Source organism: Mesorhizobium sp. YR577 (genome assembly GCF_900116595.1).
Classification (GTDB): domain Bacteria; phylum Pseudomonadota; class Alphaproteobacteria; order Rhizobiales; family Rhizobiaceae; genus Mesorhizobium_M.
This window is the reverse complement of record NZ_FPBI01000008.1, coordinates 13,910-28,788: the sequence shown is the minus strand read 5'-3', so window position 1 is coordinate 28,788 and position 14,879 is coordinate 13,910. Positions and strand designations below refer to the sequence as shown.

The window sequence follows — 14,879 nt, the reverse complement described above, 5'->3', positions numbered from 1 at the left end:
GCACCTTCAAGCTTTCAAAAATAGGGATAAGCGCTCTCGATAACCCGCGAAGTGGTTACTTGACCGACTTCTTCATCAGCATTTCGAGTTCCGGATCGCCGTGTTCCGGCAGCATGACGCGGACATGGGCGTAAAGATCGCCGTGCCCGCCGGCCTTTTCCGGGAGACCGCGACCTTTCAGCCGCAGCACCTTGTCGGAACTCGACCATGCCGGAACATTGACCGCCAGCCGGCCGGTGGGCGTTTCCACGGCCACCTTGGCGCCAAGCACGGCATCATTCAGCGGCACCGGAAGATCGGCATGCAGGTCGCGGCCCTCGACGCGGTAACGCGGATGCCTCCTGAAACGGATTTTCACCAGCGCATCGCCCGGCCCACCGAGACCCGGCTCGCCCTGCCCTTTGAGGCGAATCGTCTGGCCGTCCTCGACATAGGCCGGCAGCTTCACCGCGATCTTGCGGCCGCCGGGAAACATCGCCATGACCTTGGCGGCCGTGGCGGCGTCCTCGATGCTGATATCAAGCGTCGCGTTGAGATCGTTGCCGGCCGGCGCACGCTGCCCGCCACCGCCACCGCGCTGGTTGAAGGCGTGACCGAAGAGTTCGCTGAAGATGTCGCTGTTGGAGCCGAACGGATCGGGACCCGCGCCCTCGGTACGGAACTCGAAGCGCGAACCGCCCGGCCCCTGGCTCTGCTGGCGCCGGAAGCCCGCGAACGGGTCGCCGCCGCCCGGGTGACCTTCGAAACCCTGGAACTTCGGCTTGCCTTCGGCGTCGATCTCGCCGCGATCGAAAGCGCCCCGGCTCTTCTCGTCGCCGAGGATCTCATAGGCCTGGTTCGCGGCCGAAAACCGGTCCTTCGCCTTGGGATCGTCCGGATTCTGGTCCGGATGATGCTTCTTGGCGAGCTTGCGGTAAGCCGATTTTATCTCTTTGGCCGATGCGTTCTTGGCAACGCCCAGCACTTCATAGGGATCGCGCATGCTTGTGTGACTGCCTGCCGTAATCTTCTGGAATTCTTGCTCGTCCCCTATATGCGCCTGCGTAGGAAGAAATTCCAGCCTTTGGGGACGCTATCGAATCCTTTTCAGAATTCGCTCTGGCGGAAGCAGCTGCGGTGGATTTCGAGAACCGGAGCGGAGTGGACATTCAGGTCCCATCAGCACCGGAAGCGCAGAAAGCTGCCGCAGATGTCCGCCGGAGTAGAATTATCAAAAGGGTTCAAGACACCGGCTGGAAGGCCAGCATCCGCCACGCCCCGGCATCGGCCAGGCAGGCTTCGCCCTGATAGAGGCTGACGCCGTCGAAGCTTTCGCGCGAGGCGGTGAACTTGCGGCACAGCGCCCCGTTTTCTTTGTGCTCGATCATATTGCTGATGGCGCCGCGCGAGCCGGTGTTGGCGTTGGCCCATGGCAGCGGGCTGGTGCCGAGGCCGCTGATGTCGGCGGCAGAAACGGCATTGCGAATGGTCGATTCGTCGGAAAGCCGGTCGGCATCGACCGGAGCCTGCGGATTGGAGGCCACCGTCCCCGTCAGCAGCGAGCGGTCGACCTCAGCCTTTTGGAGGCTGAAACCGCCGGCCGCACAGGCAGAAAGTGATAGGCCAGCGGCCATCACGGCCGCCAGTTTCAGGCAGTTCGACCGCAAAAGGCGCGACAATCCATCTCTCCACGCTTGCGCAAGGCGCGACAATCGGCAATCTCCCGGGCCAGCAACATCACATCGAGCGGAAACTATGGCTGAGACAGACTTAACAGAAGGTGACTTCACCGACAGTCGTGAACCGTTTCGGCTTTTTGCGCAATGGCTGAACGATGCTTCCAAGAGCGAAATCAACGATGCGAACGGCGTTGCGCTCGCAACGGTCGATACGGACGGCATGCCGGATGTGCGCATGGTGCTGCTGAAAGGCTTCGACGAGCAGGGTTTCGTCTTCTACACGAATTTCGAAAGCGCCAAGGGCCGCGAGATTCTCGCGACGATGAAAGCAGCCATGTGCTTTCACTGGAAATCGCTGCGCCGGCAGGTGCGCGTGCGCGGGCCAGTAGAGATCGTCAGCGACGCCGAGGCCGACGCTTACTACGCCACTCGACCGCGCGGCAGCCGAATCGGCGCATGGGCATCGAAGCAGTCGCGCCCGCTGGAAAGCCGCTTTGCGCTCGAGAAAGCGGTCGCCGAATACACGGCGCGCCATGCGATCGGCGAGATTCCGCGCCCAAAACACTGGTCCGGCTTCCGCATCGTGCCGCAGCAGATCGAATTCTGGCACGACCGCCCCTTCCGCCTGCACGACCGCATCGTTTTCACGCGGACCAGCGACGGCGGCTGGGACAAGACGCGGCTTTATCCGTAAAGGATCAAGTACGCTTCCGGCTCATGGCCCGGCTCAGCCCGGCGGCGATCGCTATGGCCAGCAGCGGCCACTTCGCCCAGAAAGTGCCGCTCCAGGTCAGGAAGTTGATCGCGACGATCATGGCGCCGATGACGCCGAGCGAAGCCACCTTGCGGTCGACAAGGCTGGTGGTTCCGGCCCATGACAGCCCGGCGAGAACGCAATAGGCGAGAATCGGCCAGACGGCCCAGAATGTGCCCTGCCAGGTGAACAGATTGATCGCCACCAGGCCCAGGGCGACCAGCCCCATGACCGAAAAGCTCCGGGAAACGGTTTTCTTCGACGCAACCTGCGTCCAACCGGTTGTCCGCCCCCACTCGGCCGCTGCAGCCTGCGGCCTCGCCTCTTCCTCCGCGCGCGCCGCATATGCCCGGGCATTTTTCAGGTCGCCGACCTGGACGGCATAGCTTGGCACGGCCTCACTGATGTTCTTGACCGACAACTGGCCGAGGAACTCGAAGCCGACCGTCATCTTGTTGCGGACCTGGTCGTGCACCGTGTTCGAGATCACGATGCCGCCTGGTGCGGCCGAACTCTGAAGGCGCGCGGCGATGTTGACGCCGTCGCCGTAAATGTCCTCGCCATCGGCGATGACATCGCCGAGATTTATGCCGATCCGGAATTCCATCCGGGCTTCGCTGGGCTGGCCGGCATTTCGCCCTGCCAGTTCGTTCTGGACATCGATGGCCGCGCGCACCGATTCGACCACGCTGGGGAACTCGGCAATGAGCCCGTCACCCCAGGTGTTGATGACACGGCCGCCATGCGCCTTGATCAGCCGCACCATGGCGTCGCGATACTGCTTCAGCGTGGCAAGCGTGCGCTCCTCGTCGGCCTCCATGAGGCGCGAATAGCCCTGAACATCCGCCGAGAAGATGGTGGTCAATTTGCGATGTGTGGTTGCCATCGACGTCCTGCAGTCGGTCGATTCCAGTCAAAGTGTTTCTAAACCAGCGTCGAAGGCGGCGCTAGGCGCAAAAGATCCTGCACATGGAAACGCCGGGTTTCAGCGCGCGCCAACGTTACAAAAAATTAATGATTTCATTCAGTTGGCGTTCATAGTCCGAGCACCAGATTACCGTGCATGGGCTTGGGTAAACGAAATGAGGAAACGATGAAAAAGATCATAACCACAGTATGCGCGGCTGCCATGGCACTGACCGCCGTCGCCTCGACGATGACGTCTGCGGGCGCCGTCACCATGCCGCTGCCGAAGCTGGAATCGGGCAACACCGACGTTCAGCAGGTCCGCGACGGACCCGACCGCTTCTACCGTCGCGGCGGCAACTATTACTACAACGGCCATCGCGGCTACCGGAACCACCGGCCCGGCTGGCGTCAGCACAATGGCTACTGGTTCCCGCCGGCAGCCTTCATCGCCGGCGCCATCATCGGCGGCGCGATCGCCAACCAGCCGACCTATCGCCCCGCGCCCGCCTACCGGCCGGCCGGCAATGCGCATGTGCGTTGGTGCTACAACCGCTACCGCTCCTATCGCGCGTCGGACAATACCTTCCAGCCGAACTACGGCCCGCGCCAGCAGTGCGCATCGCCCTATATGCGATAAGCCTCGGCAGTTGATGAAAAAGCCCCGCTTCGGCGGGGCTTTTTATTTCGGCTGGTTTATTTCTTCCGGCTCATGAAAGCGACGAAAGCGGCCTTGGCCTCGTCGGATTTCAGCCGCTCGCGGAAGTGCTCGCCTTCCTGCTTGATCCGGGCGATCAGTTCGTCACGCGGGGCACGCATCAGGTCGCGTGAAATCTTCAGTGCCTGCGGCGGCTTGGCCGCGATTGCCTCGGCAGCCGCCAGCGTTTCGGCCTCCAGCCTGTCTTCTTCGACCACCGCATAGATCATCCCGGCATCGCGCGCACGCTCGGCCGAAAAGCCCTCGCCAAGCCCCAGCAGCGCGAAAGCCTGCTGGCGGCCAAGAAGGGCCGGCGTAAGCAGGCTGGAGCCGGCTTCCGGCACGAGGCCGAGATCGACGAACGGCGTCTTGAACACCGTGCGCGGCGTGGCGAAGGTCAGGTCGCAATGCAGGTTCAGCGTCGTGCCGATGCCGACCGCAATGCCATCGACGCCCGAAACCAGCGGCTTTTCCGATTCGGCCAGCGCCAGCAGGAAATCCCAGACCTCCGTTCCGCCGTCACCGCCCATCGCGACCGCCATGAAATCGGCGAGGTCGTTGCCGGCGGAGAACGCGCCGGGCACGCCGAACACCACATTCACCCGGATTTCCGGATCGGCATCGGCTGCCCTGAGTGCTGCCGAAAAGGCTGCATACATGGCGCGGGTCAGCGCGTTCTTCTTGTCCGGGCGGTTCATCCGGATGATCTGCACGGCGCCCCGCCGCTCGATGAGAATATGCTCGGTCACGGTCAAATATCCTTGTTGGCTCAAGCTCAAGCTAAAATCAGGCTCTGGGCTGCCGCCGATAGGCTCGCCGCGCCACCGACGACGCGCTCTTTCAGCGCCCGCGTTTCGCCCAGCAGGTTTTCGGCGAAGAAGCGGCATAGCGATTGCCGCGCCTCATTCTGTTCGGCCAGCGCACCCCGCGCCAGATAGGCACCGCCGGAAGCCAGTGCGAACAGGCGCAGGTAAGGCGTGGCACCGGCCAGCGCCTCGTCCACCCTGCCTTCGCCGGCAAGCTTCTGCAGATGGCGCGTCGCGTTGGAAAGATCGTCCAGCGCATTGTCGATGGCATTGGCGGTCTGGCCGAAGCCATGCAGGTTGGACGTGCGCAGCGCGGTGACGATCTCGGCCAGTTCGGCAATATAGCCGAAGACATGCTCGCCACCGCCCTGCGGCAGCTTGCGCATCACGAGGTCGATCGCCTGGATGCCGTTGGTTCCCTCATAGATCGGCGCGATGCGGGCGTCGCGATAAAGCGCTGCCGCGCCCGTCTCCTCAATGAAGCCCATGCCGCCATGGATCTGCAGGCCGAGCGAGGCGACATCGACGCCGACATCGGTCGAGAACGCCTTGGCAATCGGCGTCAGCAGGTTGGCGCGCTCCTGCCAATGCTGCCTGCCGTCGCCTTCGGATGCGCGTGCCTTGTCGGTGGCGTAGGCGCAGGAATAGCTGATGGCGCGCGCGATCTGCGTCAGCGCCTTCATCGTCAGCAGATTGCGCTGCACGTCGGGGTGATGGACGATCGGGGCCATGCCCTCGCCCTGATAGGTCGAAGCCTTGCCCTGCCGGCGCTCATTGGCATAGGCCAGCGCCTTCTGGAACGCAGCTTCCGCCACCGCGACGCCCTGCATGCCGACGGCGAGACGGGCGTTGTTCATCATGGTGAACATGCAGGCGAGGCCCTTGTTCTCCTCGCCGATCAGCCAGCCGACCGCTCCCGCTTCACTGCCCTTCACGAAGCCGTCGCCATAGATCATCGTGCAGGTCGGCGAGCCGTGGATGCCGAGTTTTTCCTCCAGGCCCGAGCAGAACACGTCATTGCGGCCGCCGAGCGAGCCATCGTCGTTGACGAAGAATTTCGGCACCAGGAACAGCGAGATGCCACGCGTGCCGGCCGGCGCATCGGGCAGCCGCGCCAGCACCATGTGCACGATGTTGTCGGTGAAATCGTGCTCGCCATAGGTGATGAAAATCTTCTGGCCGAAGATGCGATAGGTGCCGTCGCCGGCGCGTTCGGCGCGGGCGCGCAGAGCAGCGAGGTCCGAACCGGCCTGCGGCTCGGTCAGGTTCATCGTGCCCATCCACTCGCCGGAAACGAGCTTTTCCAGGTATTTTTTCTTCAGCTCCTCGGTAGCGTGCTTTTCCATCGCCTCGACCGCGCCCATGGTCAGCGTCGGGCCGATGGCAAAAGCCATCGAGCCGGAATTCCACATTTCGAGCGCAGCAACCCCGAGCATCGCCGGCAGCGCCTGCCCGCCATATTCCTCCGGGCCCTGCAGGGCATTCCAGCCGCCATCGATCCAGCGGCGGTAGAGTTCCTTCCAGCCGGGCGGCGTGGTGACTGCGGCGTCCTTCAGCACAGCGCCCTTTTCGTCGCCGATCTTGCGCAGCGGCGCCACCTCGTCGGTGGCGAAGCGGCCGGCTTCCTCGAGGATCGCGTCGACAAGATCTTCGCTCAACTCGCCAAACGCGCCTTCGTCCAGCCCGGCTTTCAGCCCGGCCACGTGTTTCAGCGTGAAGGAAATCTCCTCGACAGGTGCGCGATACATGTTTGGCTGCTCCTCCTCAGGCACGTTTGACGCTCGCCCGGCACCCTATGCGGTGCGGGTGCTCACCGCTAGTTTCTTTTGACGTTTACGTCAAATTTCACGCAGATGTAGCGCACCCACATATTTCATTAACCATGATAGCCCAGGATACCTGCTTGATTTACAGGAACCGTCCTTTGCGCTTTTTCACCCATCGTCCTCGCCGAAAAGCGCTTCTGGCGCTCGGCGCGGCAATGGCTCTTCACCTTGCGCCCGCCATGGCCTCGGATTTTTCGGAGCCGTGGAAGAGTTCCGATCGCGCACTGGTGGTCGACGCCTACGAGTACAATGCCATCGACTGGCCGAAGCTCGCCACCGACAAGCGCATCGTCGGCTTCATCAACAAGGCTTCCGACGGGCTCTCGCCGCCTTATGCCTGCTCCGGCAACGAAACCGAGGTCAAGCTGTGCAAGGCGCTGTGGAAGCGCCACGCGGTTGCGCGCGAGCTCTACCAGACGCGCAAGTCGATGGCGAAGGCGCTCGGCTTGAAATGGGGCGCCTACCACCTCGCCCGGCCCGGCAATCCGATCGACCAGGCCAACAATTTCATCGATTTCGCTGCCCCCGACGCCGACGACCTGATGGCCATCGACATCGAGGAAAACGACCCGACGAAGTGGATGTCGCTGGAGGATGCCGAGGAATTCGTGCGCCACATCCAGCGCCGCACCGGGCGCTTCCCGATCCTCTACACCAATGGCACGACGGCGCAGCATATCGCCGACAACCGCGAAAAGTACCCGCTGCTGTCGCGCCTGCCGCTCTGGTATGCGCGCTACAAGCCGGAGATCGGCCTGCATTTCCCGAAGGGCAACTGGCAAAGCTACGCGCTGTGGCAGTTCTCCGCGCAGGCCAATTGCAGCGCGCGCAGCTGCCCCTACCGCATTCCCGGAACCGAGACCGACATCGACGTCAATGTCGCGCCGATGAATGCCGAGGATCTGCGCAGGGCCTGGCCCTTTGGCGGGTTGCTCGACGTGCCTATGGAGATGATCGCCAGTGTGCCATTGCCGATCGGCCGCGAAGTGGGGCTGGCCGGGGAAGTCACGCTGTCCTACGCCTCGGTCGAGCCGGCCAGTGCGATCGCAGCACTCGAAAACGCCTTCCAGGTGCGCGGCCAGCAGCATCCCGACCGTTTCGGCATAGCAGTCGCCGATGAGCCGGCAATCGCCTTGGCGAAGGCTGAGGTCGGCCTTTTCGGCAAAGTGGCCGCTTATTTCGCGTCGCTGACACAGCGGGTTGTATTGGCGTTCAGCGATACGCCAGGTGTTGATCCGATAACGACGGCGACGATTCCGGCAAGGACGGAGGTACCCTAAATCTGAGGGCCATGCTTAGCCCTGAGAGGTCGTGCGCCTCATACCCCCCGCTGGCCTGACGGCCATCTCCCCGCGATCTTACGGAATTTACCCGCGTCCCTTACCCACCACCTCGCCGTCTTCCTTGGTGAAACCGCCAACGGGATTAGCCAGAACCTCCAGCACCTTCTCCGAAGGCCGCGCCAGAACTGCACCCTTCTGCGTCACCACGATCGGACGGTTGATCAGGATCGGATGGGCCATCATGAAATCGATCAGCTCGTCGTCGCTCCATTTGGGATCGTTCAAGCCCAGCTCGGCATAGGGCGTGCCCTTCTCCCGCAGAAGCTCGCGCGGCGTCATCTTGAGGAGCCCGAGCAGTTCGACCAGCCGCTCCCGCAACAGTGGCGTCTTCAGATATTCGACGATCTCCGGCTCCTCACCGGAGGCGCGGATCATCGCCAGCGTGTTGCGCGAGGTGCCGCAGGCAGGGTTGTGATAGATCGTGACGGTCATTTTTTCCCCTCCCGCTCCACCGCGCGCCAGCCGATGTCGCGCCGGCAGAAGCCTTGCGGCCAGTCGATGCGGTCGACCGCCTCATAGGCATTCTTCTGCGCCTCGCTCACCGTCTTGCCCATCGCGGTGACGTTCAGCACGCGCCCGCCATTGGCGACGATCTCGCCGCCGCGCGAAGCCGTGCCGGCGTGGAAGATTTCAACGCCGTCAGCGGGATTGTCGAGCCCGCGTATGACAGACCCCTTTTCCGGCGTGCCGGGATAGCCGTTTGCGGCCATGACTACGGTAAGCGCGGCATCATCACGCCAGCGCGCCGACATATGCGCCAGCTGGCCGTCAGCAGCGGCGTTGAGCAGGACCAGGATATCGTCTTTGAGCCGCATCATCAGCACCTGGCATTCGGGATCGCCGAAGCGGGTGTTGTATTCGATCAGTTCCGGCCCCTTGTCCGTGAACATCAGGCCGGCAAACAGGACGCCGGAGAATGGCGCACCCATTTCGGCCATGCCGCGCATGGTCGGCTCGATAATCTCGCGCATGGTGCGCTCGATCATTTCCGGCGTCATCACCGGGGCTGGCGAATAGGCGCCCATGCCGCCGGTGTTCGGCCCGGTGTCGCCCTCGCCGACGCGCTTGTGGTCTTGCGCCGTGCCGAAGGGCAGCGCCGTCTTGCCGTCGCACAGGCAGAAGAAGCTCGCCTCCTCGCCGGTCAGGAATTCTTCCACGACCAGTTCGGCACCAGCGCCGCCGAATGCGCCGTCGAAACAGGCGTCGATGGCCTCGAACGCCTCGTCATTGGTCATCGCCACCGTCACGCCCTTGCCGGCGGCAAGCCCATCGGCCTTGATGACAATCGGCGCGCCGAGCTTTTCAACATAGGCTTTCGCCAAGCCAGCCTCGGTGAAGCGCTCGTAAGCGGCGGTCGGGATGCCGTATTTGCGGCAGAGATCCTTGGTGAAGCCCTTCGAGCCTTCCAGCTGTGCTGCCTTTGCCGAAGGTCCGAAGACGCGGATGCCGGCGGCGCGCAGATCGTCGCCAAGTCCGGCGACCAGCGGCGCTTCCGGTCCGACGACGACAAGATCGATCGCCTTGTCCTTGCAGAAGGCGGCGATTGCCTGATGGTCGTTCACGTCCAGCCCGACGAGTTCCGCCTCTTTCGCGATGCCGGGATTGCCGGGTGCTGCATAGAGTTTCGTCAGCATCGGCGAGGCCGCGATCTTCCAGGCCAGCGCGTGTTCGCGGCCACCTGAACCAATCAGAAGAACATTCATGCTGTCGCTCCGTGCCTTCATGCCAATCGGCGAGCTTTCCGGTATGGCGCAAGGGCGCGCGGGTCAACCTTGACCGTAGCTTATCAAGGACAATTCATCGTCTTGACGCCCGCTTCGGCTGCTGTCACGTCAGACGCATGGAAAATATTCAGACCAAAGAGGCGCAGGGCCGTGTTGCCGATGCGCCGAGCGGCCACTGGGTTTACCGCGTCCTGCCGCGTTGGCTATGGCCTTACGCGCAGCTTGCCCGCTGGGATCGGCCGATCGGCTGGATACTGCTGCTCTGGCCATGCTGGTGGTCGACGGCACTGGCTGCCAGCGCCTACTGGCTGCCGGGCGATTCGCTGAAGTCGCTGCTGCCCGACCCGTGGTATCTGGGCCTGTTCCTCGCCGGCGCCATCGCCATGCGCGGTGCCGGCTGTACGTTCAACGATATCGTCGACGAGAACATCGACGCCAAGGTCGAGCGCACGCGCTCGCGCCCGCTGCCCTCGGGCCAGGTCACCCGCCGCCAGGCGTGGACGTTCCTGGTGCTCCAGGCGCTCATCGGCTTCCTGGTGCTGTGGCAGTTCAACTATTTCGTCGTGCTCGTCGGCCTGTGCTCGCTCGGCATCGTCGTCATCTACCCGTTCATGAAGCGATTCACCGACTGGCCGCAACTCTTTCTCGGCCTTGCGTTTTCCTGGGGCGCGCTGATGGGCTGGGCAGCCGAATTCGCCGACATCGATGGCCCGGCCATCATGCTCTATATCGGCTCGATCCTGTGGGTGATCGGCTACGACACGATCTATGCCCATCAGGACAGGGAGGACGATGCGCTGGTCGGCGTTCGCTCGACGGCGCGCCTGTTCGGCGAGAACACCAAGATGTGGCTGATCGGCCTCTACAGTGGCGCGCTGTTCTGCTTTGCGCTGGCCTTCGCTTTCGCCGAAGCCCCGATGCCGGCACTTGCCGGTCTCGTCGCCGCCGGTGCGCATATGGCGCGTCAGATCCGGGTTCTCGATATCAATGACCCGGACCAGTGCCTGAAACTGTTCAAGTCGAACGGCACGGTCGGCTGGCTGATTTTTCTAGGGCTTCTCGGCGGTGCGGCGTGGGTGGCGCTGAAGCCGCTGGTTTGAGGCCGCGACCTCGGCGAGTGCCGGTTCCTCGCCCCCGCAAAGTGGGGGAGAGGTGGCTCGGCGAAGCCGGGACGGAGAGGGGGAACTTCAACCCCCGCCGATATTCACCCTACTGCCGGGCGATGATCTCTTCGCCGTCGATCACCAGGCGCATGCCGAGATCGCCGGACTTGCGGCGGGCGAGAAAGCGCGGACGGCGCATCGGGGTAGCGCGGCCCTTGCGGCGTTCGCGCGGCGGCGCGACCTTGATCGCGGCACCCAGCGATTCCTCCAGCGTGCGGGCAACACCGTCGGCCTCGATCAGAAGCATCGGCAGGCGGTAGGCATCGGCCCAGGCGCGCCAGTCGGCGGCCACGTCCTCCAGATTGTCGGCCACCAGCAGCGGCACCGACAGCATCGGGTCGTTGTGCAGGAGTTCGAGCGTCACCGTGACGTTGAACTGTTCGTCCTCCAGCGCCCGGGCGGCCACGCCGCGAAATGCGTTGGCGGGCAGCACCACGGTTGCCGGCAGGCCGCTATGCTGCAGGATGCGCCGGACGATCGCGCCGCGCTGGTCGATGGTGAAACTGACGTCGCCGTAGTCATCACGGGCGGCGTAGCTGGTCATCTGGGGCAAGCGGAAAGGGTCGAGGCGCATGTTGCGTCCCGCCCAGACTGGCTTCAGTCCGGTGCTCATTGATTATGCCTTCTTCCTGTTACTCCTGAGAGCCGGTGTTCCGGTCTCTCCGAACCGGTTTTCCCGGTCTCGTTATGGGAAGGAGCCTAGCGTGGGGTTCTTACCGCCGCGCTTAAGAAAGTCGGTTAAATTTTTCTGATCTATGGAATGGTTATCGGAATCCCACCGACCACAAGATGTTGTAAAGGTGTGTGAAGAGGTGGTGAATGGGACGCTACGTTCGTCATCCCGGGCGGAGCATGAGCGAAGCGAATGCGAAGACCCGGGACCCATGCCGGAATTTCACCGTTACGGAATGGGGTCCCGGATAGCCTTCGCTTCGCTGCGGCTTCCGGGATGACGCTCTATTCTGCAACGCCGCGACCTGTATCGAACGTCGAGCAGCCCGAGTCTTAAATCACCTTGCCCGGGTTCATGATCCCCGCCGGGTCGAATGCCGCCTTCACCCGGCGCATCAGGTCGATGCCGACCGGCGGCGCAGTGGCGATCAACTCGTCACGCTTGAGCTGGCCGATGCCATGCTCGGCCGAGATCGAGCCGTTAAGCGCGCGCACGATGTCGTGCACAGCCTTGTTCATCGGGCGATAGAGTTTCAGGAACGCCTCGCCGTCGGCACCCGCCGGCTGCGAGATGTTGTAGTGCAGGTTGCCGTCGCCCATATGGCCGAAGCAGGCGATGCGCGCCTGCGGACTGACCGAGGCAACCGCCGCCGCGCCCCGTTCGATGAATTCGGGAACCAAGGCCACCGGAACCGAGATATCGTGCTTGATCGATGCGCCTTCCGGTCGCTGCGCATCCGAAAGGCTTTCGCGCAGCCGCCAGAAGGCGCCCGCCTGCGACAGGTTTGAAGCAATGACGGCATCGCCGACGATGCCGGCCTCGAAACCAGCGGTCAGCACCTCCTCCATCAGCGCGCTCGCGTCCTCGGCAGAGCGGCCCGACGAAATCTCGATCAGCACATGCCACGGCCACTCGCTTTGCAGCGGCCGATGCGTGTCAGCAATGTGTTCCACCGCAAAGCCGAGCACCATCTCGGAGATCAACTCGAACGCCGTCAGGCCGCTGCCCGCCTGGTCCATTGCGCGGCCGAACAGGTCGAGCGCTGCCTCAGGCGAGGACAAGCCCACCCACGCAACCTCCCTGCCCTTCGGCTTGGGAAACAGCTTCAGCACCGCCGCCGTGATGACGCCGAGCGTACCCTCGGCACCGACGAACAGGTTCTTCAAATCGTAGCCGGTGTTGTCCTTCTTCAGCTTGCGCAAATCGTCGAACACCTCGCCCGTCGGCAGCACCACTTCGACGCCGAGGCAAAGCTCGCGCGCATTGCCATAGGCCAGCACGCCGGTGCCGCCGGCATTGGACGACAGATTGCCGCCGATCTCGCACGAACCCTGCGAGCCGAGCGACAGCGGATAGAGCCGTTCGACCTCGTCGACAGCCCCATGCAGCGTCTCCAGTATGACGCCGGCCTCCACCGTCACCGTGTTCGATCGCACATCGATCTCGCGGATGCGGTTGAGCCGCGACAGCGACAGCACGACCTGCCCATTGGTGCGGTCCGGCATCTGCCCGCCGACCAACCCGGTATTGCCACCCTGCGGCACGATCGGCGTTTTCGTTTCGGTGGCGAGCTTCATGATCGCGCTCACCTCCTCGACGCTGCCGGGCCGCAGCACCAACGGCGACAGGCCGGCAAAAAGCCCGCGGGGTTCGGTCAAATATGGCTCGATATCGGCCTCGTCGCGCACGGCATGGCGTTCGCCGACGAGTTCCACGAAGCGGTCGAGCAAGGCGGGGTCCAAAACAGTCGAATTCTGAGTCATCTCGGTCACTTATGAATCGATGCTGATGTTGTCACGCGGGGCGGCGGCGCGCGCCAGGCGGTCGTTGATCGCCTCGCCCAGCCCGTCATGCGGGATCGGCTCGACGGCGATAATTTTCGCGCCACTGCGGTCCAGCGCCTGAAGGTGCGAGAACAGGTTGCTCGCGGCCTCGCGCAGATCGCCGCGTTCGGAGAGGTTCAGCGTGGCCACGGCACCTTCAGCACCCGCCACCCGCGTCGGGCCGAATGCCAGCAGCGCCTCGTGCGGCTCGACATCGAAAACGTTCAGCCGCACCGCCGCCCCCGGGGCATAGTGCGAGGCCATCATGCCCGGCGCCTCGATGCCGGCCTTGGCGTTGCGCAGCAGTTTCGTGCCGGCCACCGCCTCGAGTTCTTCGGCAGGAACGCCGCCCGGCCGCAGCAGCCGCAAGCGGCCGTCCTCGACCTTGACGATGGTCGATTCCAGCCCGACAGGCGTTGCGCCGCCATCGACCACCAGTTTTATCCTGCTACCGAGATCGGCGGCGACTGCCTGCGCTGTCGTGCCGCTGATCTTGCCAGACGAATTGGCGCTGGGTGCCGCCAGCGGCCGGCCGAGTGCTGCGATGAGTTCCGCGCCAAGGCCTTTCGGCATGCGCAGCGCGATCGTGTCCAGGCCCGCCGTCACCAGCGGGTGAATGCCGCTTGCCGCGCGATGCGACAGCACCATGGTCAGCGGCCCCGGCCAGAATTTCTCGGCAAGCTTTCGCGACAGCGGATCGAAGTCGGCAATGGCCTCGGCCATGTCCATCGAGGCGACATGGGCGATGAGCGGGTTGAAGCGGGGCCGGCCCTTGGCCTCGAAAATGCGCGCCACCGCCTCGCCATTGGTGGCATCGCCGGCAAGGCCATAGACCGTCTCGGTGGGAATGGCGACGACATCGCCCGCCGCCAGCAGCGCCAGCGCCCGTTCCATTGCCCGCTCACCGTCGAGGATTTCCGCCACGCAACCGACCTTATTCAAGACAGCGCCTGCCTATCGCGGACGGCGCGCAGCGGCAAGGGCCACGCCGGAAATAGCGAAATCGCTAAAATGCCATGCTTCGCCGCAAGCGGGCATCAACGTCAAGCCGCTATGACAAGACAGCAACATGGGTGGGGCTATGCGTATTCAGAGTGTTTTTCTTCTCGCCGGCATCTTCCTGACCGGCGCGGCACAGGCCGGTTCGATCCAGCATATCGAGGCAATGACAGCGCCGCTCGGGCCGTCGATGGTTCTGGAGGGCGCGGCTTCCGTGTCGGCAAAGCCCGCGCAGGCGGGCGAAAAGATCAGCACCTCGGTGATCGCGCTTGGCGATGCCATGCCGAATGTCGATGATGCGAAGGTCGCGGCGATCCCCCCGGCAGACCCGGCGCCGAAGCCGCGTCATCAGCAAGCACCGATGGTCATGCGCGGCGGCATTGCCGGCGACACATTCGTCCGTGGCACCGGCATCAAAGCTCCGGCCCCGACCCAGGTCGCGGCCGATACGCCGGCGAAACCCTCAGGCCCGCCGCTTGCTCCGATGGCTCCGGCGAAATAGGCCGA

The 14,879-nt window shown here is 63.8% G+C and carries 15 protein-coding genes; 5 read left to right on the top strand and 10 right to left on the bottom strand.

What is annotated here, in order from left to right:
- Window positions 1-55: 55 nt before the first annotated feature.
- Together BM413_RS13005 and BM413_RS13000 are read right to left on the bottom strand one after the other, a co-directional pair.
- The gene (locus BM413_RS13005; protein WP_091913766.1) at window positions 56-982 is read right to left on the bottom strand and encodes a DnaJ C-terminal domain-containing protein; all 927 of its coding nucleotides are present in this window, start codon (window positions 980-982) and stop codon (window positions 56-58) included.
- Window positions 983-1,220: 238 nt separating this feature from the next.
- Complete coding sequence (locus BM413_RS13000) at window positions 1,221-1,658, bottom strand: RT0821/Lpp0805 family surface protein (RefSeq protein ID WP_348272903.1); 438 nt, start codon at window positions 1,656-1,658, stop codon at window positions 1,221-1,223.
- 76 nt (window positions 1,659-1,734) lie between these two features.
- Here BM413_RS13000 and pdxH point away from each other — a divergent pair, with 76 nt between their 5' ends.
- Window positions 1,735-2,352: a pyridoxamine 5'-phosphate oxidase gene (gene pdxH / locus BM413_RS12995; protein ID WP_091913765.1), complete on the top strand. Its 618-nt coding sequence runs from the start codon at window positions 1,735-1,737 to the stop codon at window positions 2,350-2,352.
- A 4-nt stretch (window positions 2,353-2,356) separates the two neighbouring features.
- Here pdxH and BM413_RS12990 read toward each other — a convergent pair whose 3' ends face one another.
- Entirely contained in the window at window positions 2,357-3,298 is a 942-nt protein-coding gene (locus BM413_RS12990) for an adenylate/guanylate cyclase domain-containing protein (RefSeq protein ID WP_091913764.1), read from the bottom strand.
- Window positions 3,299-3,505: 207 nt separating this feature from the next.
- On the opposite strand from BM413_RS12990, the gene BM413_RS12985 reads away from it, so the two are divergent.
- Window positions 3,506-3,958 carry a BA14K family protein gene (locus BM413_RS12985; protein ID WP_091913763.1) on the top strand — a complete coding sequence of 151 codons (453 nt, stop codon included), beginning with the start codon at window positions 3,506-3,508 and terminating at the stop codon, window positions 3,956-3,958.
- Between the two features lie 56 nt (window positions 3,959-4,014).
- On the opposite strand, the gene BM413_RS12980 is transcribed toward BM413_RS12985, so the two are convergent.
- Both BM413_RS12980 and BM413_RS12975 read right to left on the bottom strand, forming a co-directional pair.
- A complete protein-coding gene (locus BM413_RS12980; protein ID WP_091914052.1) occupies window positions 4,015-4,764 on the bottom strand; it encodes a crotonase/enoyl-CoA hydratase family protein in 750 nt (249 codons plus the stop codon).
- 26 nt (window positions 4,765-4,790) lie between these two features.
- Window positions 4,791-6,569, bottom strand: coding sequence for an acyl-CoA dehydrogenase family protein (locus tag BM413_RS12975; RefSeq protein WP_091913762.1), 1,779 nt, complete (start codon window positions 6,567-6,569; stop codon window positions 4,791-4,793).
- Between the two features lie 233 nt (window positions 6,570-6,802).
- On the opposite strand from BM413_RS12975, the gene BM413_RS12970 reads away from it, so the two are divergent.
- On the top strand, window positions 6,803-7,927 hold the full coding sequence (locus tag BM413_RS12970) for a glycoside hydrolase family 25 protein (protein ID WP_091913761.1): 1,125 nt from the start codon (window positions 6,803-6,805) through the stop codon (window positions 7,925-7,927).
- 87 nt (window positions 7,928-8,014) lie between these two features.
- On the opposite strand, the gene arsC is transcribed toward BM413_RS12970, so the two are convergent.
- Together arsC and purD are read right to left on the bottom strand one after the other, a co-directional pair.
- Complete coding sequence (gene arsC, locus BM413_RS12965) at window positions 8,015-8,422, bottom strand: arsenate reductase (glutaredoxin) (RefSeq protein ID WP_091913760.1); 408 nt, start codon at window positions 8,420-8,422, stop codon at window positions 8,015-8,017.
- Entirely contained in the window at window positions 8,419-9,693 is a 1,275-nt protein-coding gene (gene purD / locus BM413_RS12960; protein WP_091914050.1) for a phosphoribosylamine--glycine ligase, read from the bottom strand. The genes arsC and purD overlap by 4 nt, the downstream gene beginning before the upstream one ends.
- Window positions 9,694-9,830: 137 nt before the next feature.
- Here purD and ubiA point away from each other — a divergent pair, with 137 nt between their 5' ends.
- Entirely contained in the window at window positions 9,831-10,814 is a 984-nt protein-coding gene (gene ubiA / locus BM413_RS12955) for a 4-hydroxybenzoate octaprenyltransferase (RefSeq protein ID WP_091913759.1), read from the top strand.
- Between the two features lie 109 nt (window positions 10,815-10,923).
- Here ubiA and BM413_RS12950 read toward each other — a convergent pair whose 3' ends face one another.
- The 3 genes from BM413_RS12950 to BM413_RS12940 form a co-directional block, all read right to left on the bottom strand.
- Entirely contained in the window at window positions 10,924-11,490 is a 567-nt protein-coding gene (locus tag BM413_RS12950; RefSeq protein WP_091913758.1) for a DUF6101 family protein, read from the bottom strand.
- Window positions 11,491-11,882: 392 nt separating this feature from the next.
- Window positions 11,883-13,313, bottom strand: a complete 1,431-nt coding sequence (locus tag BM413_RS12945; RefSeq protein WP_091914048.1) for an FAD-binding oxidoreductase — start codon at window positions 13,311-13,313, stop codon at window positions 11,883-11,885.
- 9 nt (window positions 13,314-13,322) lie between these two features.
- Window positions 13,323-14,267: an L-threonylcarbamoyladenylate synthase gene (locus BM413_RS12940; RefSeq protein WP_091913757.1), complete on the bottom strand. Its 945-nt coding sequence runs from the start codon at window positions 14,265-14,267 to the stop codon at window positions 13,323-13,325.
- A gap of 187 nt (window positions 14,268-14,454) precedes the next feature.
- Here BM413_RS12940 and BM413_RS12935 point away from each other — a divergent pair, with 187 nt between their 5' ends.
- A complete protein-coding gene (locus BM413_RS12935; protein ID WP_091913756.1) occupies window positions 14,455-14,874 on the top strand; it encodes a hypothetical protein in 420 nt (139 codons plus the stop codon).
- Window positions 14,875-14,879 lie beyond the last annotated feature (5 nt).

Bases quoted from the DNA above. Each gene is read 5' to 3' on its own strand.
- BM413_RS13005 (WP_091913766.1), bottom strand. From the start codon at position 982: ATGCGCGATCCCTATGAAGTGCTGGGCGTTGCCAAGAACGCATCGGCC.
- BM413_RS12970 (WP_091913761.1), top strand. From the start codon at position 6,803: ATGGCTCTTCACCTTGCGCCCGCCATGGCCTCGGATTTTTCGGAGCCG.
- arsC (WP_091913760.1), bottom strand. From the start codon at position 8,422: ATGACCGTCACGATCTATCACAACCCTGCCTGCGGCACCTCGCGCAAC.
- BM413_RS12940 (WP_091913757.1), bottom strand. From the start codon at position 14,267: ATGGAACGGGCGCTGGCGCTGCTGGCGGCGGGCGATGTCGTCGCCATT.
- purD (WP_091914050.1), bottom strand. From the start codon at position 9,693: ATGAATGTTCTTCTGATTGGTTCAGGTGGCCGCGAACACGCGCTGGCC.
- ubiA (WP_091913759.1), top strand. From the start codon at position 9,831: ATGGAAAATATTCAGACCAAAGAGGCGCAGGGCCGTGTTGCCGATGCG.
- pdxH (WP_091913765.1), top strand. From the start codon at position 1,735: ATGGCTGAGACAGACTTAACAGAAGGTGACTTCACCGACAGTCGTGAA.
- BM413_RS12935 (WP_091913756.1), top strand. From the start codon at position 14,455: ATGCGTATTCAGAGTGTTTTTCTTCTCGCCGGCATCTTCCTGACCGGC.
- BM413_RS12945 (WP_091914048.1), bottom strand. From the start codon at position 13,313: ATGACTCAGAATTCGACTGTTTTGGACCCCGCCTTGCTCGACCGCTTC.
- BM413_RS12985 (WP_091913763.1), top strand. From the start codon at position 3,506: ATGAAAAAGATCATAACCACAGTATGCGCGGCTGCCATGGCACTGACC.
- BM413_RS12990 (WP_091913764.1), bottom strand. From the start codon at position 3,298: ATGGCAACCACACATCGCAAATTGACCACCATCTTCTCGGCGGATGTT.
- BM413_RS12950 (WP_091913758.1), bottom strand. From the start codon at position 11,490: ATGAGCACCGGACTGAAGCCAGTCTGGGCGGGACGCAACATGCGCCTC.
- BM413_RS12975 (WP_091913762.1), bottom strand. From the start codon at position 6,569: ATGTATCGCGCACCTGTCGAGGAGATTTCCTTCACGCTGAAACACGTG.